17 protein-coding genes are annotated in these 18,983 nt (G+C 59.2%); 10 read left to right on the top strand and 7 right to left on the bottom strand.

What is annotated here, in order from left to right; all coding sequences use genetic code 11:
• Nucleotides 1-118: 118 nt before the first annotated feature.
• Nucleotides 119-751, top strand: coding sequence for an NAD(P)H-dependent oxidoreductase (locus tag WAW39_RS26230; RefSeq protein ID WP_422322118.1), 633 nt, complete (start codon nt 119-121; stop codon nt 749-751).
• A gap of 4 nt (nt 752-755) precedes the next feature.
• Here the strand turns inward: WAW39_RS26230 and WAW39_RS26225 are convergent, their stop codons facing one another.
• The 6 genes from WAW39_RS26225 to WAW39_RS26200 all read right to left on the bottom strand — a co-directional run bounded on the left by WAW39_RS26225 (nt 756) and on the right by WAW39_RS26200 (nt 7,828).
• A complete protein-coding gene (locus WAW39_RS26225; RefSeq protein WP_422322117.1) occupies nt 756-1,472 on the bottom strand; it encodes a L,D-transpeptidase family protein in 717 nt (238 codons plus the stop codon).
• Nucleotides 1,473-1,552: 80 nt separating this feature from the next.
• The gene (locus WAW39_RS26220) at nt 1,553-2,581 is read right to left on the bottom strand and encodes a sugar phosphate isomerase/epimerase family protein (RefSeq protein ID WP_422322116.1); all 1,029 of its coding nucleotides are present in this window, start codon (nt 2,579-2,581) and stop codon (nt 1,553-1,555) included.
• Nucleotides 2,582-2,684: 103 nt separating this feature from the next.
• Nucleotides 2,685-4,268, bottom strand: a complete 1,584-nt coding sequence (locus WAW39_RS26215; RefSeq protein WP_422322115.1) for a sulfatase family protein — start codon at nt 4,266-4,268, stop codon at nt 2,685-2,687.
• Between the two features lie 22 nt (nt 4,269-4,290).
• The gene (locus WAW39_RS26210; protein WP_422322114.1) at nt 4,291-4,527 is read right to left on the bottom strand and encodes a hypothetical protein; all 237 of its coding nucleotides are present in this window, start codon (nt 4,525-4,527) and stop codon (nt 4,291-4,293) included.
• Nucleotides 4,528-4,529: 2 nt separating this feature from the next.
• Nucleotides 4,530-5,678, bottom strand: a complete 1,149-nt coding sequence (locus tag WAW39_RS26205) for a hypothetical protein (protein WP_422322113.1) — start codon at nt 5,676-5,678, stop codon at nt 4,530-4,532.
• Between the two features lie 299 nt (nt 5,679-5,977).
• A complete protein-coding gene (locus tag WAW39_RS26200; RefSeq protein ID WP_422322112.1) occupies nt 5,978-7,828 on the bottom strand; it encodes an alpha/beta hydrolase-fold protein in 1,851 nt (616 codons plus the stop codon).
• Nucleotides 7,829-7,987: 159 nt separating this feature from the next.
• On the opposite strand from WAW39_RS26200, the gene WAW39_RS26195 reads away from it, so the two are divergent.
• From WAW39_RS26195 to lpxB, 9 genes are all read left to right on the top strand, one after another.
• Nucleotides 7,988-8,701, top strand: coding sequence for a hypothetical protein (locus WAW39_RS26195; RefSeq protein ID WP_422322111.1), 714 nt, complete (start codon nt 7,988-7,990; stop codon nt 8,699-8,701).
• A complete protein-coding gene (locus WAW39_RS26190; RefSeq protein WP_422322110.1) occupies nt 8,698-10,197 on the top strand; it encodes a hypothetical protein in 1,500 nt (499 codons plus the stop codon). The genes WAW39_RS26195 and WAW39_RS26190 overlap by 4 nt, the downstream gene beginning before the upstream one ends.
• Nucleotides 10,194-10,964, top strand: a complete 771-nt coding sequence (locus WAW39_RS26185; protein WP_422322109.1) for a hypothetical protein — start codon at nt 10,194-10,196, stop codon at nt 10,962-10,964. The genes WAW39_RS26190 and WAW39_RS26185 overlap by 4 nt, the downstream gene beginning before the upstream one ends.
• Before the next feature lie 4 nt (nt 10,965-10,968).
• Nucleotides 10,969-12,285: a polysaccharide deacetylase family protein gene (locus WAW39_RS26180; RefSeq protein WP_422322108.1), complete on the top strand. Its 1,317-nt coding sequence runs from the start codon at nt 10,969-10,971 to the stop codon at nt 12,283-12,285.
• A gap of 89 nt (nt 12,286-12,374) precedes the next feature.
• Nucleotides 12,375-13,805, top strand: a complete 1,431-nt coding sequence (gene ffh / locus WAW39_RS26175) for a signal recognition particle protein (RefSeq protein WP_422322107.1) — start codon at nt 12,375-12,377, stop codon at nt 13,803-13,805.
• A 30-nt stretch (nt 13,806-13,835) separates the two neighbouring features.
• Nucleotides 13,836-14,093, top strand: a complete 258-nt coding sequence (locus WAW39_RS26170; protein WP_422322106.1) for a type II toxin-antitoxin system Phd/YefM family antitoxin — start codon at nt 13,836-13,838, stop codon at nt 14,091-14,093.
• Nucleotides 14,090-14,347, top strand: coding sequence for a Txe/YoeB family addiction module toxin (locus WAW39_RS26165; RefSeq protein ID WP_422322105.1), 258 nt, complete (start codon nt 14,090-14,092; stop codon nt 14,345-14,347). The genes WAW39_RS26170 and WAW39_RS26165 overlap by 4 nt, the downstream gene beginning before the upstream one ends.
• 1 nt (nt 14,348) lies before the next feature.
• Nucleotides 14,349-15,302 (top strand): Gfo/Idh/MocA family oxidoreductase, encoded by a 954-nt coding sequence (locus tag WAW39_RS26160; RefSeq protein ID WP_422322104.1) that lies wholly within the window; start codon nt 14,349-14,351, stop codon nt 15,300-15,302.
• Entirely contained in the window at nt 15,299-16,420 is a 1,122-nt protein-coding gene (gene lpxB, locus WAW39_RS26155; RefSeq protein WP_422322103.1) for a lipid-A-disaccharide synthase, read from the top strand. Before WAW39_RS26160 ends, lpxB begins: the two co-directional genes overlap by 4 nt.
• Before the next feature lie 92 nt (nt 16,421-16,512).
• On the opposite strand, the gene WAW39_RS26150 is transcribed toward lpxB, so the two are convergent.
• A complete protein-coding gene (locus tag WAW39_RS26150) occupies nt 16,513-18,975 on the bottom strand; it encodes a glycogen/starch/alpha-glucan phosphorylase (RefSeq protein WP_422322102.1) in 2,463 nt (820 codons plus the stop codon).
• Nucleotides 18,976-18,983: the final 8 nt, after the last annotated feature.

The raw sequence follows: 18,983 nt of genomic DNA, 5'->3' as shown, positions 1-18,983 counted from the left end.
ACAATACGCCCCCATGGCCTTCGGAGTGACAGGCGCATTTCGTCCACGCTGCAGCATCCGCGCTTCCCCAACTTTAAACTTTAAACCTGGGACGTGTAACTTCATAGTCTCCTACCCCATGACTCCTGCTGAACTTCTCACCGCCCTCAACTGGCGCTACGCCACCAAGGTCTTCGACTCCACGAAGAAGATCCCTGAAGACACTTGGGCGGCCTTGGAGGAGTCGCTGATTCTAACGCCGTCCAGCTATGGACTGCAGCCGTGGAAGTTCATCATCATTCAGGACAAGGACCTGCGGGAGGAATTGAGCGGTCACTCGTGGCGTCAGCGCCAGGTGGTGGACTGCTCGCATCTGGTCGTCATGGCCACGCGGCGTACGATGTCCGAAGTCGAAATCGACGCCAATCTCATGCGCATTGCTGAAGTGCGTGGCGGCACGCCGGATTCACTGGCGGGCTTCCGCAAGATGCTCGTGGGTACGCTGGAGCAGGGTTATATGACTTCCGAGTGGGCGAAGATGCAGGCGTATATCGCGCTCGGTCAGTTCATGGCGGCGGCGGCGCTGCTCGGTATCGACACCTGTCCGATGGAGGGTTTTGTGCCAGCCAAATATGACGAGGTGCTGGAACTCGAAGCGCAGGGATTCACCACAGCGGTGCTCTGCCCGGCGGGGTATCGTCATGCGGATGACCGTTATGCTTCGCTGCCCAAGGTGCGATTCAAGAGCAGTGATGTGATCGAGCATCGCTGATCCGTCAGGGCTGCTGAACAAGCTGCACGAGGCATGGGTTTGCGTGGGGTTCCAGCCATGCGAGAACCTTGCGCAGATTTGCTTCGGACATGGCTGTGCATCCCGCCGTGGGCACATTCTCCCCCTGCCAGATGTGCATGAAGATGCAGGAGCCGAGACCGGGTGTGTTGCGTGGATTGTGCGCAATGACGGCACCAAGTTTGTAGCAGCCGATGCTGGGCACCATGGTTTCGGGACCGGTCCAGTCACAAGCCACGGTACGATCATCCACGATCTGATTGTAGTGCTTGGAGCGGACGTCATCGATGCCCCAGTGGTGCTTCGTGCATTGGAGATACGGCAGCTTGATCCAGCCAGGCTGCTGTCCATCGCCAAAGGCCTGGGTGATGCGGAAGACGCCTGCTGGAGCACAGCCATCTCCTTCTTTTTTGATGCGCCATCCTGACGGAGACGCGAGCGCAAACTCGCCATGTCCCCATGCCATGCCATTGCGACCGATGCGGGAGGGAATGGCAGGCCCGGCAGCCTGCCAGTCATTCGTCGGTGTGCGTTCAAGCATCCTCAGTTCCGCCGCCGTCGTCTGCTGATCTGCGGCCGTCACATAAAGCACCTGCCGGCAGTTTGACGGCAGCACTGCGGTGATTTCTGCGGGCAGCTTCACGGGAACGGTCATGCGCGCACAGGAGGCGAGCATGAGGAGCATGACAAGAAAACGATGCATGCGAGAGGCGGGTGGGAATGAAAACGCCGCAGAGTTTTGCAACTCTGCGGCGCTCAGGAGTGGATCAGACCACCGGGCTGTTACCAGCCGTGGGCGTCGCGGACTTTGATCATCGCGGCGAGGATCTTGTTCCAGGTGTCCGGCGTTTCGAGCACGGCGTTCGGGAACATGCAGCCATCCCAGCAGATGTGCTGGATGCCACGGGCGGCGGCGTCTTTGAGCCAGTAGCCGGAGGCCTTGGTGATGTCGAGCTTGCCGTTTGGATCGTCAGCGCGGCAGTGCTTGCCGGTCTTGTCGTGCGAGCCGGCGCCGTGGACGGTGCCGTCGTTTTGAGCGACGTGGAAGTCGATGGTCCAAGGGCGAAGCGCGTCGGTCATCTTCTCGTAGGCGGCCCAGAACTCGGCGTCGCTGTAGCCTTCCTTGAGGAGGGCATGCTCAGGAGCATTGTAGCCGAGAGTGTAGAGGTAGGTGTGGGCGAGGTCAGCCTGGAAGCCGAGGGCATTTGGCATGCCGACGCCTTCGAGGACATCGAGCATGTCTTTCCAGGAGTGCATGCCGGCCCAGCAGATTTCGCCTTCGGCGGCGAGGCGCTCACCGCTGTCTGCAGCGATTTGCGCAGCCTTCTTGAAGGTGTCCACGATGCGGGCGGTGTTTGCCTTGGGGTTCTCACGCCATTTGGACACGCCGAATTCGGCGGAGTCGATGCGGATGACGCCGTATTTGCGCACGCCATGTGCATTGAAGATCTTGGCGATGCGGCAGGCCATTTTCACGGCGCTGAGGAATTTTTCCTGCTGGGCGTCGTCGCCCATGGCGGAATCACCGACGGTGCCGGGCCACACGGGGGCCACGAGGGAGCCGACGCTGAAACCCTTGCTGGCGATGAGATCGGCGATCTTGTTGAGCTCGTCGTCACTGGCCTCAGGATTGGTGTGAGGAAGGAAGAGGAAGTAATCGATGCCTTCAAACTTCTGGCCGTTCACATTGGCTGCGGCGGTCAGATCCAGCATCTTTTCGAGGCTGATCGGCGGTTCCTGGCCTTCGCCGTCGCCTTTTCCGACGAGTCCGGGCCACATTGCATTGTGAAGTTTGGGTGAGGAGTAGCTCATGGTGATTGCTTGGTTTGGGAAGCGAGGTCGCGAGGTTAGCGGGAAGGTTTGGGAACGCACGAACAAAGTTGCGTGATTTCAGCAGGGAGAGGCTTAGGGAGTATTACTTCACTTTCTTCTTCCCTTTGCCTTTCGCCTGAGCGGCAGGCGTGGGCTTGCGCAGGACGACGGGCACCGCGTTTTGCTGCGCGGCACCGGGAGTGCTGCGACCGCTAGTGACGATCTGCTCGAGTTCGGCGGTCATCTTGGTGACAATCTCGGAGTTTGCGCCCTGCACGTTGTCCTTCTCCGCGATGTCTGATTTCAGATTGTAGAGCTGGGTGTCTGGCAGACCTTTTTCGCCGGGGCTGCCGGGACGAGGGTCGCTCCAGCCGCCGGAACCGGCGCAGAGTTCGAGCTTCCAGTCGCCTTCACGCAACGCGAAGGAGCCGTTGATGGAGTGATGGATCACGCTCTGGCGTGTCGGTTTGCCGGATTCACCGAGCAGTGCGGGCAGGATGCTGAAGCTGTCCTCGGCGGCGGTTTCGGGGAGCTTTGCACCGACGGCATCAGCAGCGGTGGCCATGAAGTCCGTGAGGCAGACGATCTGTGCGGAGGTCTGGCCGCCTTTCACTTTCGCAGGCCAGCGCACGATGAAGGGCACGCGGTGGCCGCCGTCAAAGATGTCCGCCTTGTGGCCGCGCATGCTGTAGCTGGGATTGTGGCCGGCGGCGAGCAGCTTGGGATAGTCGGCACTTGGGGAACAACCGTTGTCACTCGTGACGATGATGAGCGTGTCCTTGGCGATGCCGGCATCTTCCGTGGCCTGCATGATCTGGCCGAGGGCGTCGTCCGTTTCCATGACGAAGTCGGCGTAGAGGCTGATGCCGCTTTTTCCCTGCCACTTTTCACTGGGCAGAATGGGGGTGTGGGGAGAATTCAGCGGCAGGTAGAGGAAAAAGGGGGCTCCCTGTTTTGCTTTTGATTCGATGACTTTTTTCGCTTCGCGGGTGAAGGTGGGCAGCACATCCTCGCCACGGAAGCCGGGAGAGCCGGGGCCTTCGCGGGTGTAGCTCATGCGGCCACCTGCGTTCATGGCGAGCTTCATTTTTTCCGTGGGATTGGCCACGACGTGATCGTTTTCGATGAAGCAATACGGCACCATGTCCAGCGAGGCGCTGATGCCGAAGTAGGTGTCAAAGCCCACGCTGGTGGGGCCGTTGGTGATCGGCTTGGTGTAGTCCACGTTGTTCACCTGCTCGGCTTTTTCGATGTTCAGTTCCTCCGTGGGGCCCGTGCGCACCCAGTCCATGCCCAGGTGCCATTTGCCCACGCAATGCGTGGAGTAGCCCTGAGCCTTGAGCATCGCAGGCACCGTCAGGCGTCCCTGCTCGATCAAACGCGGACTGAGACCGCCGAGCACGCCGCTTTGCAGCTTGGAGCGCCAGGCATAGCGGCCCGTCATCACGCCATAGCGTGTGGGCGTGCAGACGCTGGAGCCGGAGTGCGCATCGGTGAAAATCATGCCCTCCTTGGCGAGGCGATCAAAACTCGGCGTGGCGATCTTGCCTTCGGGGTTCAGGCATTTGACATCGCCATAACCAAGATCATCGCAGAGGATGAAGATGATGTTGGGTTGGTCGCCGGCGCTGGCCGTGACGGCGAGAGCGAGACACAGCAGGGTCTTGAGAAAAAGAAAGCGGTTCATGGTGGAACCGCTTTCAACGCGCTCAGCCCTCCGAGCTATCGAGATATTCCAGCGCTTTTGAAAAGCTGGCCTGGGTGAGGAAATGATTGAGACGCGGCGGCAGCTGGGCGCGCAATTTGAGATGCTCGGCCCCGAGCTCCTCCGAGACCTGCTTCAATGCTTCCAGATGCGCCGCTGGATCGCGGTCACGAAACGCGTGGTCGGCGATGAGAGAGAGCCGACGCTGAAGGAGGGTGCGCAGTGAATCGAAGGATGTCATGCCTACATGTTCTTGAGGCGGAAATAACTCACCACCAGTTTTTCACCCGGCTCCACCTGAAAGGAGTACTGCTTGAGCAGGTCCGGCAAGGTTTCGAGCATCCAAGGGTACGTGAATGTGGCCCCGTTTTTGGTGTAGAGAATGTCATCCGCCAGGTACACCGCCGAGTGAACGATATTGCCGGAAGGTTTGGAGAACAGGGCGATGTCACCATAGCGGGGATCCCCGGCGGCAGGAATGTAATCCTCCTTCAGCTTCTGCATGAAGTGAGCAGGATCACTCATCTGCTGGTCCGGCACATCCTGAAAAAAGTTGAAGGAGGTCCAGTGGCAGTCGCGCACCGGTGCGGGGCCGTTCAAAGGATTGTCCGGCGTGGGATAAACAAACATCTGGGAAGAGGGCAGCGGCGGCAGGACGTTGATGACCCCCAGCGTGCCGCCGTTCGGAGCATCCGCGATGGATTCGAAGATGGTGCGCACATCGGTGCCCTTGATTCCTTTGCCCCAGTAGTTTGCCAGAGCATTGATATCCATGCCCTGTTTGACGCGGAACCACATCGTCAGAGTCCGCTGGCAGGTCAGCCCCCGCATGAAGTCCCGTTTTTCCTCATACGTCGGCAGTTGGGCGAGGACGACGGACAAGCCGCTGAAAACGAGGTAGTCGCCATGTTCGCAGCAGAGCTGCTTAAAGAGCATCAGAGTATGCTCGCCGTTATGAGAAGCTCCAAAGCGATCTCCCAGCGTGTCCTTGTGAATGAAGGTGATCTGGCCTCGATTTTCAGGATATTGTAATAGAGCCTGATAGAGCTTCTTGCGCGGTCCGACAGGCAGCGCGAGCAGGGTCTTGGAAGAAGGCAGCATTTCCATGCCGCTGGCAGTTTGCACAAGCGTCTCGGGCGCCATCAATTCCGCCTGCAGATTGGCCGGCATCCCGGTAGATTCCAGCAAACGCACCACATCGCTGTAATGCGCATTGGGGAAGATCCACCGTGTGCCATTTTCTTCCAGTTTGCGCATTGGCAGCAACTCCTCCGGAGCGGCGATGGTGAATGGCGTGGAATAAACCTCTCCCCAGGGCCCGGGACGCAAGGGGTGGCCCAGAGTGGTGGTCGTGACTGTTCCGGACATTTCCGCACGGTCGTACCATTTCATGAGCACGGCACCCAGCAGAACGCCTATGATCAGTAAAGCAGCGTGCTGGAGGTTTTTCTTGGAAAATGTCTTCGACTGGGACGGCGCTGCTTCAGTACTCTGCATTCAGTTTTTGGGGGGCGGACTAAGTGCCATACAAACTACGTGCCTCCAATCTGAATCATCTTCATTTTTTGCGGTAGTTTGAGGCAAACCTACCTTGCAAAGAGTATTTGAGCGCCCTTGCACAAGGGAATGGTTGGCGCACGGCGATTAAAGCGACTCACACGCCGATTTAAACGTCCCGGCCCGATGGCGTTTCAGAGCTTTGGCAATGGCGGTTTGATCGGCGCCATCTGGCCGCTGACGATGCCGTGGGATTTGGTGGGGCGCTTGTAGATGTGGGTCCTGTTATTCTTATCTTCGCAGGCGACGAAAAGCTCGCCAAGGTCTTTGCCACCGAAACAGATATCCTTCGGCTGCTCCGGCGTCGGGATGATGAAATTCACGCGGCCGGCCTGATCACAGACTTGAACACCGAGCGAGGTGGCGACGTAGAGCCAGCCGTTCGCATCCACGCACATCGCACGGACTTCCACAGGAAACATCAGACCGTATGGATTCTCGGTGAGGTAAAAGTGCTGTGCATGCTCAAACAAAGGCGGCTCAGAGCGCAGATGAAGGCAATCTATTCGCCCATGGTATCCTGTGACGTAAAGCAGGCTTTGATCAGGTGAAAGGCAGATTGATCCGCCCGAAGAACCTAAAACTTCGGAATGAAGCGTTGAGCCATGAAGGTAATGATAGCTCCCGTCCATATCGACACGACCAATCAGAGCGTCATTGCCACCGGCAAAATACAATCGGCCTGAACTGTCGCAGCACATGCCGCCATGGCGTGTGTAGGGCACGTCGTATTTGTTGCCCTTGTCTCCAAATGTGATTTCTCGCTCCACCTTGCCGCTCGGTGTGACATCCACAATCTTTGCAGCCTTGCTGGGATGCTGGGCATGAATGAACAGTCGCAGACAGTCATTCGGGCCTGCTTTGAAGCCTGCGAGGTCGCCCTTCAGAAGCGCTTTGGCTTCGGGCTTTCCGCCTGAGACGTCCAGTCGGGAGAAGAGCACTGCATCCTTGTCAGTGGAGCGTTTGCGAACATACACCGTGCCATCCGCGCATGCGGCCATTTCAGATATCAGGGACGGTTCTTCGGACTCAGATTTTTTGGGATCGTGCAAGATGCCTTGCCACTCCCCCGCCCCGACCACCTCATAGCCCTTCCACTTGGACTCTCCTTTCGCATTCGCTTTGATCTCGATGTTCGTCTGCCAGTCGCGCCAGAGCCAGCGGAGGACGTCGGGGAAGATTTGGAAGGCGTGTTTGGCGTTGTGGCCGCCTTCGCCCCAGGCGTGATTCACGTCGTAGCCAGCCCAGGTGAGGCTGCGTTCCATCATCTGGTTGGCCATCCACCAGTCGCCGCAGTAGAGGTTGTTGTCGCCCGTGCCGGACTGGAGGAAAACGCGCAGGGGCTTGGGCTCGAATTTGCGCACCAGCACGGGCAGCTGGTCTGCGCCGTGGATGCCGACGTAGGTGCCCACACCGGTGAAGACGCGGCGGAAGCGGTCGGGACGGTGCCACGCGACCATGAAGGCGCAAATGCCGCCGCTGCTGTTGCCGGAGATGGCGGCGTGATTGGGATCAGTGCTGAGCTGGATGCCGTGCTTTTTCTCGATGGCAGGCAGGAACTCGTCGAGCAGGAACTGCGAGTAGGTGGGCGTGATGCTGTCGTATTCGTAGCTGCGGTTGAAGCGCGGCAGGACCTTGTCATTTGCCGCTGGCACCACGCCGGGCTTGATGAAGATGCCGACCAGCGGCGGGATGTCCTTTTTGGCGATGAGATTGTCGAAGACGACGGGAGCCTGGTAAATGAGGCCATCCTGAAAAACCATGAAGGCGGCGGGCTTCGTTTTGTCAAAACCGGCGGGCAGATAGATTTGGTATTCACGCTGAGTTCCGGGAAAGAGGCTGCTTTCCTTCGCAACATAGTTTTCTTTGATGAGGCTGCCTTTTGGCACACTCGGCTGCGGCTTGGAATCTTCCGTGAGGGGAAAGTCCGGCTCGGCGGTGAATGCCGTGAGAGAAAAAAGAAGGCTGGCGAGGATGAAACGCATGCCCCCATGCTGGCAGAGGCGGCCACGGGCCGCCAGCCTGAATTTATGCGCGCCATGCCATGAATAAAACACCTATGCCAGGACCTTGAGTTCGGGCTTGTTTCAGCGTGGGCTCCGGCTAGCATGGGGCAGCTTATTTCACCCCCGTCCATCATCCATTTGAAACCCGGTTTCGTTCTCGCTTGCGCACTCGTCGGCGCGGGGCTTGCCATGTCGGCCCCGATGGCGGAGAAGCGCACGGATGATCCGGGGGCGAGTTCTGAGATTTCCCTGCTGCGCCTTAGCTATGAACGCGATCTGATCGAAGCCAGCCTGGCCCCGGTCAAAGAGCAGATCACCACGCTGGGCACCTTGGAAAAGCAGTTCGCCGCGGAGCGTGACTACGACGACGCCATCACCGCACGCGATGAACGCAAACGTTTGCAAAACGAACTGGCCCGGCTCGACAAAGAACTGCTGCTGCTGCAAACGCGCGAGCAGGCACTCAAGACTTCGCTGCTGCCGGACCGCATCAAGCTCCCGATCGACACAGCCACTCTGAGCGGCGTGCGGCTCGAAGGCGGCGCCATCACCGGATGGTCCAAAGTCGGGGCATCCGCCACCTGGAAGCTGCCCGCGCTGCCACCCGGCGGATATGAAGTGATGCTGCGTTACCGCTGTGGCACTGCGGAGGGCGGCAAACTGCTGATCAAAGAAGCGCGTTTCACCCTTACGACGAGCATCGAAACCACGATCAAGGGGCCGGAGGAGCGCAGCGCAGGCACGCTCAAGATCAGCGATGGCTCAGGAACGCTGACACTCTCCGCACAATCGCTGATCACAGACAATCTCATGCAACTGCTGGCCGTGGAACTCGTGCCGGCCACCCGATGAAGTTCTCGCTGCCAGTTTTGATTTTCACGCTGCATGCCTGCACGGCATTGCTGGCGCAGACGCCCGCACCGGAGCCGGCAGCACTCACCGCCACACGCACGGCATTCATGCGCCAGGTGATGGCGGAGTCGCAATTGCTCACCCAGCAGTATGAGCGCGCGCTAGCCAAAGTGGAAACGGAAGTCGCCACAGCGGGTGACTACGAGGAGGCGCGCGCCATACGCCAGCGGCGCGAGCAGTTGCAGGCGCTGTATGCAGGCACAGTGTCCAGCCTCGCCACGCCGCTGCCCCTGACTCAGGCCCGAATGATGGGATCGGCCCAGGCCTCAGGCGAAACACTCGGCGGCTGGCGCTCCAACGGCAGCGGTGCGGAGTGGCAAAATTTCCGCCTAATGCCGGGCAGCTACCATCTGGAATTTGAAGCCAACATGAGTGATGCCCCCGTGGCTGGCAGCATCTATGCCTCTTCCAAATTTCAGCCCCAGCAGACCGCCTTGTTCGGATTTGATGAGGTCACGCTGCTGGGCATCGCGGCGGAAAACCACCGCTCCTTTGAAATCACCCGCAGCACGGATGAAACCACATTCACCACCGTGCGTGTCGGGCCGCTGACTTTCAGCCGGAATCCAGTCACTCTGCGCTTCGCCGCCGCGGATGGATATCCCGCCAACATCATCCGTATTCGCAATCTGCGTCTGGTGCCTGTCACGGACGCCTCGGGCACAAGCCCTACCACACTCCCCCAGACCGGTTCGACCACCGCGATGAAGCAGGCCAGCACGGCGCTGAAAGACGCCATCGACGCAGCCAGGGTAGCGGCGACCTCCAAGTACATCGACGAATTGAATGATCTCGCCGTGACCAAGCCCGCGCTGAAAGGACAGATCAATGCCGAAATCCGCCGGGTGCAGCGACTGGCAGATCAGAAGGCGGGTCAAACTGGCATCAATGCCATCACAACGTCAGGTGGGGGCCTCAGTGGATTTGAAGACATCAGTGAAGCTCGCCTTGCGGATGAAGAGCCGATTTCCGGTGAACGGTTCAAGGTGGTCTATGAAGGTCGCACTGTGATGATGCGCCTGCTGTGGATCGATTGTGCGCCAGTGGATGAGAACGACAAATCTGGAGTGAAACGCTTCGCCAAGCATTTCAACATCGAGGAAGAGGATGTGCCCTCCGTGGGTCGCACCGCACGCGAATTCACCGCCAGCTACCTGCGCAACAAGCCCCTGCGCCTGCTCATCCGCCCGGACCGCGATAAAGACGGCACCATGGCCGCGCTGCTGTTTCTGCCGAACGTGGGCTTGTATCAAAACGTGCTCGTGAATCACGGGCTTGCCGCAGTGGTCGCGCCCTCTCGTGACCAGCAGCGCAATGCCATGGAGCGGGCTTTCCTCTCCACACTGAGCGCCATTGAAAACGCCGCCAGCAATCGCCGGCCCTCGCCCGGTGCCTGGGCGCTCTCGGCTGAGAACCAAGGAGGGAAGCAGCCATGAAGCACCTGCTCATGATCGCCGCAGTGCTGCTGCTCGCCGGCCGTGCCGAAGCCCAGCAATCTGCCACTGCGACTAATGGCGCGGCCTCACCGCCATCTGCAGCGCGGCTCCAGCAGATGGAAAGCATCTACCAGAAGGAACTGAGCGCACGGCATATTCCTCTGCTGGGCAAGTATCTCCTCGAATTGCAGAGGCAGGCCGCCGCCGCCGCTGACAAGTCGGCCTACACCGCTGAAATCGCCCGCATCCAGCAGATCATCAGTGCAGGCGGAGTGCTGGATCTGATCGCCACCCAGCAGGCGCAGTCCGGCACCATGCCCATGCCCATGCCTGCCACCCTGCCAGTACCGGTGCCCATCGAGCAAAAGCAGGCCCTCATCGCCCTATCACCCGCGCTGGCTCAGGAGATCACTCCCAAATCACCGGCAGATGCGCCAACAGCCACCGTCGGCGAGATCACATGGCGAATCGAGTTCATCGCTGCGGGCACCTACGACATCCTGCTGCATTATGCCTGCACGGAAGTGGAGGAACCTTTGAAAATTGTGGTCGAGTGCAACGGTCAGAGGCTCGAAAAGGAACTCGGGGTCGAGCGAGCGACCAAGGATGCCCAGTCTTTCCGCATTTTGAGACTCGGCAGCCTCACCTTGACCAGCGACCTTCGCGGCGAAACACTGCGGCTTAGCGCCGGTGATAAAGCCAGCCCTCACCTCATCGTCAAAAGCCTGCTCATCACCCGGCCGCGACCTCCCGCCCTCAATCCTTAGCGCCATGCGTTTTGTCTTTCCGTTCCTCCTTGTTGTCCTCGCTCTAGGCACGCTGCCTTCGTGCAAGCGAATCGAGGCCAAACTGCGCCGGCTTGCCGAGCAGAGCGGCGTCACCCCGAAACCGCCGCCGCCGCCCAAACCCGAGGAGCCCGTCCTGACCGCCGAAGAGCAGGCGATCGAAAAGAAGCTGCAGGAGACCGCCCTGCTGGCAGCCGCCGCACCTGTGCCAGAGATCCCGGCTGCCCCCGCCTTTGAGCTCAACAAATCCTCCGTCGTCTCCATCCTTGGCTACCATGATTTTAAAGACCGTGGTGGCAGCCCCATGCTCATCGCCGCACCCAAGTTCCGGGCGCAGATGCAGGCCATCAAGGACTCCAAAATCCCTGTCATTTCTTACAGCGAAATGATGGCTTGGAAGCGGGGTGAGAAGAATATTCCTGAAGAGGCCATCGTCATCACGATGGACGACGGCTGGGAGGGGGTTTACACCTATGCATATCCTGTGCTGCGTGAGTTTGGCTTTCCCTTCACCATCTACCTCTACAAGAACTATGTCGGCGGCGCAGGCCGTTCGATGAGCTGGGAACAGATCAAAGAGATGATGCAGCACGGCTGCGAAGTCGGCAGTCACAGCGTCTCCCACGCGAGCCTCAAGAGCCCCCCCAAGAACCTGAAGACGGACGCTGACAAGCAGCAGTGGGTCTTGGCCGAACTCAAGGACTCACGCGAATTTCTGGAGCAAAACCTGCAGATCAAGTGCATCTCCTTCGCCTACCCCTACGGCAACTTCGACGACGCCATTATGGAAACCGCGCTGCAGATCGGCTACGAATCCCTCGTCACCGTCAACGGTCAAAAAGTCACCTGGGACACGCCCAACGGCAAGCTGGGCCGCTACATTGTGCATGGCGACAACGACATCAATTTCAAGCTCGCCACCAGCTTCCGCGGCCGGGGTGATGTGGGCTCCAATAAATTCCTCGTGGCCGATGCCAAAAACGACAAAGGCGAGCAGCTCATTCAACTGAAGCCCAAGCCTGATGCGGTCATCACCGAGCGCCGCCCCCTCATCGAAGCGGACTTGAAAAAAATCGGCACCATACTGCCGGAAAGCATCAAGCTGCGCATCGCCGGTCTCGGCACCGTGCCGGTGGATTATGACCCGGCCACCATGATTGTGCGCTTCCAGTTCCCCTACAAGCTGCGCCGGGAGGACTGCGCCCTGAGCCTCAGCTTCCAGCGTGACGCCACCCAGCCTGCCGAGGTGGTAAGCTGGCGCTTCAAGATTGACCTTGAGGCGGCATACATGCCCCCTCCCTAGCCCCCATTTCACAGCCTTGATTCGTCCTGCCTTCGCAGTTGCCATGCTTGGGCTGCTGCCGACTATTCAGCGCCCCTTATTTTCTCCCGATGTTCTCCGCCCTCTCTGAAAAACTCGAAAGCGCCTTTAAAAAGCTGCGCGGCCAGGCCCGCATCAGTGAATCCAATGTCAGCGATGCCATGCAGGAAATCCGCATGGCCCTGCTGGAGGCGGATGTGGATTTCAAAGTCGCCAAAGAACTCGTCGACACCGTCAGCAAGCAGTCTGTCGGCGCTGAAGTGCTGCTCAAAGTTTCGCCCGGGCAGCAGATCGTCAAAATTTTCCACGATGAACTGGTCAAACTGCTGGGCAGTGATGCCAGTGCGCTGAATCTGGAGCCACCACAGCGCATTTTGATGACCGGCCTCAATGGTGCCGGTAAAACGACCACCTCCGCCAAGCTGGCCAACTGGCTCAAGAAGCAGGGCCGCCGCCCGTTGCTCCTCGCGCTGGATCTTTACCGCCCCGCCGCCATCAAGCAGCTGCAGGTGCTGGGCCAGCAGCTCAATGTGCCTGTGTTTGCACCTGCCGAAGGTGAAACAGACCCGGTGAAAGCCGCCAAGGCAGCCATGGTCTGGCTCAAGGAACAGGGCAGCGGCATCGCCATCTTCGACACCGCCGGCCGTCAGGATCTCGATGAAGATCTGCTCGCGGAACTCAAGCGCGTGCGTGCCGTGGTGGAGCCGAATGAAGTCCTGCTGGTGGCAGACGCCGCCACGGGTCAGCAGGCGGTGAGCGTGGCGCAGAAATTCAATGCAGCCGTCGGCATCACGGGCCTGATCATGACCAAGCTCGATGGTGACGCCCGTGGCGGTGCTTTGCTCTCCATGCGTCAGGTCACCGGCTGCGCGGTCAAATTCCTCGGTGTGGGTGAGAAGGTCGAGCAGCTCGAAGTTTTCCATCCTGACCGCATGGCGCAGCGCATCCTCGGCATGGGAGATGTGGTGGGCCTTGTCGAGAAAGCCGCCGAAGAGATCGACGAGAAGGAGGCCATGAAGCTGGCCGCCCGCATGCAGTCGAACAAATTCGATTTCACCGACATGCTCGCGCAGCTGCGCATGATGAAGAAGCTCGGCCCCATCGGCGGCATCCTCGGCATGCTCCCGGGCATGGGCAAGATGAAGGACATGATCGGTCCCGACAGCGACCAGCGCATGAAACACGTCGAGGCGCTCATCCTTTCGATGACGCCGAAAGAGCGGCAGCGCCCGGAAATCATCAACGGCCAGCGCCGCAAGCGCATCTGCAACGGTGCAGGACGCCCGGTGATGGAAATGAACCAGCTCCTCAAGCAGTTCGAAATGATGAAGAAGCTCATGAGCAACAAAGGCATGATGGCCCAGATGATGGGCGGCATGATGGGAGGAGGCGGCGGTGGTGGTGGCATGGGAGGCCTCGGTGGTCTGGGTGGAATGCTCGGAGGCGGCGGCGGCAAAATGCCCAAGCTTCCACCAGGCATGAAGTTCCCCGGCAAATTTTGATTTCGCGGCCTGCTGTGCTCTATTCTTCACATGACTGCCATCACCAGCGCCAACGCCGATAAAAGTCTGATCCAGGCGATTCTCAAAGTATGCGATGATCGTGAACCGCTGGTCATCATCCACGACGAAAAGCATTCGGTCGTCATGCTACCGCTGGAAGAATATGAGGCACTTAACGAGACAAACTTCCTGATGCGCAGCCCTGCCAACGCCAGCCATCTGCTGGACTCCATTGAGCAGTTGCGCTCGGGCAAAGGCACGGTTCGCGAACCAGATCTGGAAGCATGAATCTCATCTTCTCTGACCGCGCATGGGAAGACTATCAACACTGGCAGGAGACCGACCGCCGCATGCTGCGCAGAGTGAACGAGCTGCTCAAGGACATCAAACGCAGCCCCTTCGCAGGAATTGGCAAACCCGAACCCCTGCGTCACCAACTGGCAGGCTTTTGGTCACGCCGTGTGGACAGCGAGCATCGTCTGGTTTATGCGGTGACTCAGGCTGGCATTGAAATCGCCTCCTGCCGCTATCATTACTTTTAATATGAGTTCCCCTTTCCGCATCGGAGTCGCCGGAGTCGGCGCCATTGGCAAAAACCACGCCCGCATCATGGCCGAGATCGCTGCCAAGAGCGAAGGTGCAATCACCTTTGCCGCCGTGTATGATGCCGACCCTGCACGCGCCGCTGAATTTGCCGCGCAGTACGGCACCCAGGCCGCCAGTGACCTGGCCGACTTCGCGCAGCGTGTGGATGCCGCCACCATTGCTGTACCGACGATCTTCCACCGCAAAGTGGCCGAACCGCTGATGCAGGCCGGGATTCACGTGATGGTGGAGAAACCCATCAGCGAATCCTACTCGGAGGCGCAGGCTCTCATCGAACTCGCGAAAGCCAAGAGCGTCATCCTGCAGGTGGGCCACATTGAGCGCTTCAATCCGGTGCTGCTCCAGCTTGAAGAGCGAATGGACAACCCGCGCTTCATCGAAGCGCACCGTCTCTCCCCCTTCCCGAACCGCAGCATCGACATTGGCGTGGTGCTGGACCTGATGATCCACGACATCGAGATCGTGCTGCATCTCGTGAAGTCGGAGCTGATTCAGGTCGATGCCGTGGGCATCCCCGTTTTGACCAAACGTGAGGACATCGCCAATGCGCGCCTCAAGTTCGCCAATGGCTGCATCGCCAACATCACCGCCAGCCGCATCAGCCCGGAGAAGATGCGTAAAATCCGCGTCTTCCAGAGCGAGAGCTACCTCAGCCTGGACTACCAGGAGCAGAGCGGCTGGATCTACCGCAAAGACGGCATGCAGATCGTGCGCGAAGCCGTGGAAGTGGAGAAGGACGAACCTCTGAAGCTGGAGATCGCCGCCTTTGTGGAATGCGCCCGTCATGGCCGCCGCCCGGTCGTCACCGGCCAGGAAGGCGCAGAAGCCGTGCGCATCGCCTTGGAAATCACCGATCAAATCGAGAAGAACGCTGCGCTGGGCGCCTCATGAACCGCATCTTCATCATCGCAGGCGAAGTCAGCGGCGACACCCATGCTGCGGGACTCCTGCGTGAATTGAAACCCCTGGAACCCGACATGAAGGTCATCGGCCTCGGTGGCCCGAAGATGCGTGAGATCGTTGGTGAAGGAGTCGAAGACTGGGTCGAAACCGCAGGTGTTGTCGGCCTGTGGGAAGTGGTGAAGATGTATCGCTATTTCAAAGAGAAGATGGATGCCGTGCTGGACTCCATCCTTGATCAAAAGCCTGAGGCAGTGATCCTCGTGGATTATCCGGGTTTCAATCTGCGCCTGGCAAAAAGCCTGCGCACCGCCGGTTACAAGGGGCGCATCCTCTACTACATCAGCCCGCAGGTCTGGGCCTGGAAAAAAGGCCGTGTGAAGACCATGGCGCAGGTGCTCAACCTCATGATCTGCATCTTCCCCTTTGAGAAGGAGTTTTATGAGAAGAGCGGACTGCGCACCGAATTCAGCGGACACCCCATGGTGGACCGCGTGGTGACGCTGAAACGTGACTGGAAACGTGAACCCGGCCTCGTCGGCTGGTTCCCCGGCAGTCGTCTCAATGAAGTGCGCCGCCTGTTTCCCATCATGATGGACGCGGCCAAGATCATCAAGGAAGTTGTGCCCAACGCCCGTTTTGCCGTTTCCGCCGCCAACGAAACACTTGCCGGATTCATGCGCAACATGACCGACGAACACGGCATGCCTGAAGCCAAGCGCTGGATCGAAACCGGCACCGTCTATGATCTGATGCAGCGCGCCGAGGCCGGAGCCGTTGCCTCAGGCACCGCCACGCTGGAAGCCGCCTGCTTTGGCCTGCCCTACACCCTGGTCTACAACGTCAGCTGGCCCACCTACGTCATCGGCAAGCTGGTCGTGCGCATCAAGCACCTCGGCATCATCAACATCCTTGCCAAACGCGAGGTGGTGAGGGAACTCGTGCAGGGCGATCTCAACGCACAGACGCTCGCCGAAGCCACGCTGGAATTACTCACCAACGATGCCCGGCGTGAGCAGTTGCAGCAGGAGCTAGCGGACGTCGTGGCCACGCTGGGCAGCGGTGGAGCTTACACACGCGCCGCACTGGCGGTGCATGAAGCGATGTGATTTCCGGCAGTTGATTAGGCCGCTGCGGTACAAATCTGAAAAGAGGAACGCCCAAGCGCTTTGAGAAAAATGCGCTTGGGCAGAAGCCTGTTTTAGACGCCAATCTGAGGCAGGTTCCAGACGTTCTTGGCGTATTCCAGAATCGTGCGGTCGCTGCTGAACTTGCCCATGCGGGCGGTGTTGTGGATGGCCATCTTCTGCCAGCGGGGCTGATCGCGGTAGGCTTTGTCCACTTCGGTCTGGCAGGCAGCGTAGCGGTCGTAGTCGGCCATGACGAGGAAGGGATCGCCATGGGAGAGCAGGCTGTCACGCAACGGTTTGAATTCGTCCTGGTTGCCGGTGAAATAATCGGAGGCCAGCCAGTCGATGCTGAGGCGCAGGTCTTTGCTGGCGTGGTAGAAATCCCAAGGATTGTAACCCTTGGCATAGAGCTCGGTGACTTCTTCGACGGTGAGGCCGAAGATGAAGATGTTGTCCGGGCCGACTTCTTCCAAGATTTCGACATTGGCGCCATCGAGCGTGCCGATGGTAAGCGCGCCGTTGAGGGCGAGCTTCATATTGCCGGTACCGGAGGCTTCCTTGCCGGCGGTGGAGATCTGCTCGGAAAGATCAGCCGCAGGAATGATGCGCTCGGCGATGGAGACGCCGTAGTTCGGGATGTAGATGACTTTCAGCTTTCCATTCACGCGCGGGTCATGATTGACCTTGGCCGCAAGGGCATTGATGGCGTGGATGATGTTCTTGGCGAGGTAGTAGCCGGGAGCAGCCTTGGCGCCGAAGATGAAGACGCGGGGCGCCATGTCGAAGTTCGGATCGGCAATGATCTTGCGATAGAGAGTGACGATGTGCAGCAGGTTGAGATGCTGGCGCTTGTATTCGTGCAGACGCTTGATCTGGACATCGAACAAGGCGTCAGGGCTGACACTGACTCCGCAGGTGTCCTGAATGATTTTGGCGAGGTGGACTTTGTGCCCACGCTTGATGGCCTGGAATTTTTCCTTGAATGAAGCGTCGTCGGCAAACTTGTCGAGCGCGATGAGCTTGGTGGAATCCTTCAACCAGCCGGCACCAATGGATTCGGTGATGAGGGAGGAGAGCTGCGGATTGCACACATCGAGCCAGCGGCGGAAGGTGACGCCGTTGGTCAGATTGAGGAAGCGCTCGGGATACAGCTCAAAGAACTCCGGGAAAAGGCGCTCACAGAGCAGGCGTGTGTGAAGCGCGGCCACACCATTGGTGGCGTGACTGCCGAGCACAGACATATGCGCCATGCGCACTTTTTTGCCGCCGCTCTCTTCGATGAGGGAAAGCGCACGCTTCTTCTCTCCATCGCCCGGCCAGCGCGCCTCGACGTCCCCTTCGAGGAAGCGCTTGTTGATCTCATAGATGATCTGCAGATGACGCGGAAGCACACGCTCAAACAACGCCGCACTCCAGGTCTCCAGCGCTTCGGGAAGCAGCGTGTGATTCGTGTAGGAGAAGGTCTTCTGGCAGATTTCCCAAGCCTGGCTCCATTCGAGCTTCTCTTCATCGATAAGGATGCGCATGAGTTCCGGAATGGCGACGGCTGGATGCGTGTCATTGAGCTGCACGGCTGCTTTGGCTGGAAACTCACTCCATGGCAGATCGTAACCGCCTTTGAAACGACGCACGATGTCGGCCAGCGAGCAGGCGACAAAGAAGTACTGCTGCACCAGACGGAGTTCCTTGCCGCTCTCGGTGGCGTCGTTCGGGTAGAGCACCTTGGAGACGGTTTCGGCGATGGCCTTTTCACGCAGGGCCTCGATGTAGCTGCCTTCGTTGAAGACCTTGAAGTTGAAGTCTTCATCCGCCTGCGCCTGCCAGAGACGCAGCACGTTCACGGTGTTGCTGTCATAGCCAACAATAGGAATGTCCCACGGGAGACCGAGGAGGCATTTGGTTTCCACCCACTCGTGGTGCGGACGTCCGAATTCGTCGAATTTCTGGATGGTATGACCGTAGAGCTTGACAGCTTGGCGATAGGATGGACGAGCGATCTTCCACGGGCTGCCATCACGCATCCATGCATCAGGATGCTCGACCTGCTTGCCGTTGACGAACTCCTGACGGAACAGACCAAACTCGTAGTGAATGCCATAACCGATGGCGGGCAGATCCATGGTGCTGAGCGAATCCATGAAGCAGGCGGCGAGACGACCGAGGCCACCGTTGCCAAGGCCCATGTCGGGCTCCTTTTGCACCAAGGTGTCGAGATCCTTGCCCATTTCAGACAGCGCCACTTTGGTGGCATCGTAGATGCCGGCATTGCGCAGATTGTTCTCCAGCAGGCGGCCCATGAGGTATTCGAGCGAGAGATAATGCACGCGCCGCACGCCCTGGGAACGATGCTGACGGCGTGACTGCGTGGCGCGCTCCATGACGCGATCCCGCACTGCGAGCGAGGTGGCGACGTACCAGTCATTCTCGCTGGCAGTTTCAATGTAGGCCCCCAGGGTAAAACGCAGGTGATTGGTGATCGAAAGTTTAAGGCTGTCGGTGGTGTTAAGGACGGCGCAATTGGCGAGGGCTTCCATGGGATAGG

Origin of the sequence: Prosthecobacter sp. (assembly GCF_049294395.1) — a bacterium.
Classification (GTDB): Bacteria; Verrucomicrobiota; Verrucomicrobiia; order Verrucomicrobiales; family Verrucomicrobiaceae; genus Prosthecobacter.
This window is presented reverse-complemented; position numbering and strand designations above follow the sequence as displayed.

Coding starts and splice junctions, on each gene's coding strand:
- WAW39_RS26185 (WP_422322109.1), top strand. CDS start 10,194: ATGAAGCACCTGCTCATGATCGCCGCAGTGCTGCTGCTCGCCGGCCGT.
- WAW39_RS26200 (WP_422322112.1), bottom strand. CDS start 7,828: ATGCGTTTCATCCTCGCCAGCCTTCTTTTTTCTCTCACGGCATTCACC.
- WAW39_RS26205 (WP_422322113.1), bottom strand. CDS start 5,678: ATGAAATGGTACGACCGTGCGGAAATGTCCGGAACAGTCACGACCACC.
- lpxB (WP_422322103.1), top strand. CDS start 15,299: ATGAACCGCATCTTCATCATCGCAGGCGAAGTCAGCGGCGACACCCAT.
- WAW39_RS26160 (WP_422322104.1), top strand. CDS start 14,349: ATGAGTTCCCCTTTCCGCATCGGAGTCGCCGGAGTCGGCGCCATTGGC.
- WAW39_RS26210 (WP_422322114.1), bottom strand. CDS start 4,527: ATGACATCCTTCGATTCACTGCGCACCCTCCTTCAGCGTCGGCTCTCT.
- WAW39_RS26170 (WP_422322106.1), top strand. CDS start 13,836: ATGACTGCCATCACCAGCGCCAACGCCGATAAAAGTCTGATCCAGGCG.
- WAW39_RS26230 (WP_422322118.1), top strand. CDS start 119: ATGACTCCTGCTGAACTTCTCACCGCCCTCAACTGGCGCTACGCCACC.
- WAW39_RS26215 (WP_422322115.1), bottom strand. CDS start 4,268: ATGAACCGCTTTCTTTTTCTCAAGACCCTGCTGTGTCTCGCTCTCGCC.
- WAW39_RS26180 (WP_422322108.1), top strand. CDS start 10,969: ATGCGTTTTGTCTTTCCGTTCCTCCTTGTTGTCCTCGCTCTAGGCACG.
- WAW39_RS26190 (WP_422322110.1), top strand. CDS start 8,698: ATGAAGTTCTCGCTGCCAGTTTTGATTTTCACGCTGCATGCCTGCACG.
- WAW39_RS26150 (WP_422322102.1), bottom strand. CDS start 18,975: ATGGAAGCCCTCGCCAATTGCGCCGTCCTTAACACCACCGACAGCCTT.
- ffh (WP_422322107.1), top strand. CDS start 12,375: ATGTTCTCCGCCCTCTCTGAAAAACTCGAAAGCGCCTTTAAAAAGCTG.
- WAW39_RS26220 (WP_422322116.1), bottom strand. CDS start 2,581: ATGAGCTACTCCTCACCCAAACTTCACAATGCAATGTGGCCCGGACTC.
- WAW39_RS26225 (WP_422322117.1), bottom strand. CDS start 1,472: ATGCATCGTTTTCTTGTCATGCTCCTCATGCTCGCCTCCTGTGCGCGC.
- WAW39_RS26165 (WP_422322105.1), top strand. CDS start 14,090: ATGAATCTCATCTTCTCTGACCGCGCATGGGAAGACTATCAACACTGG.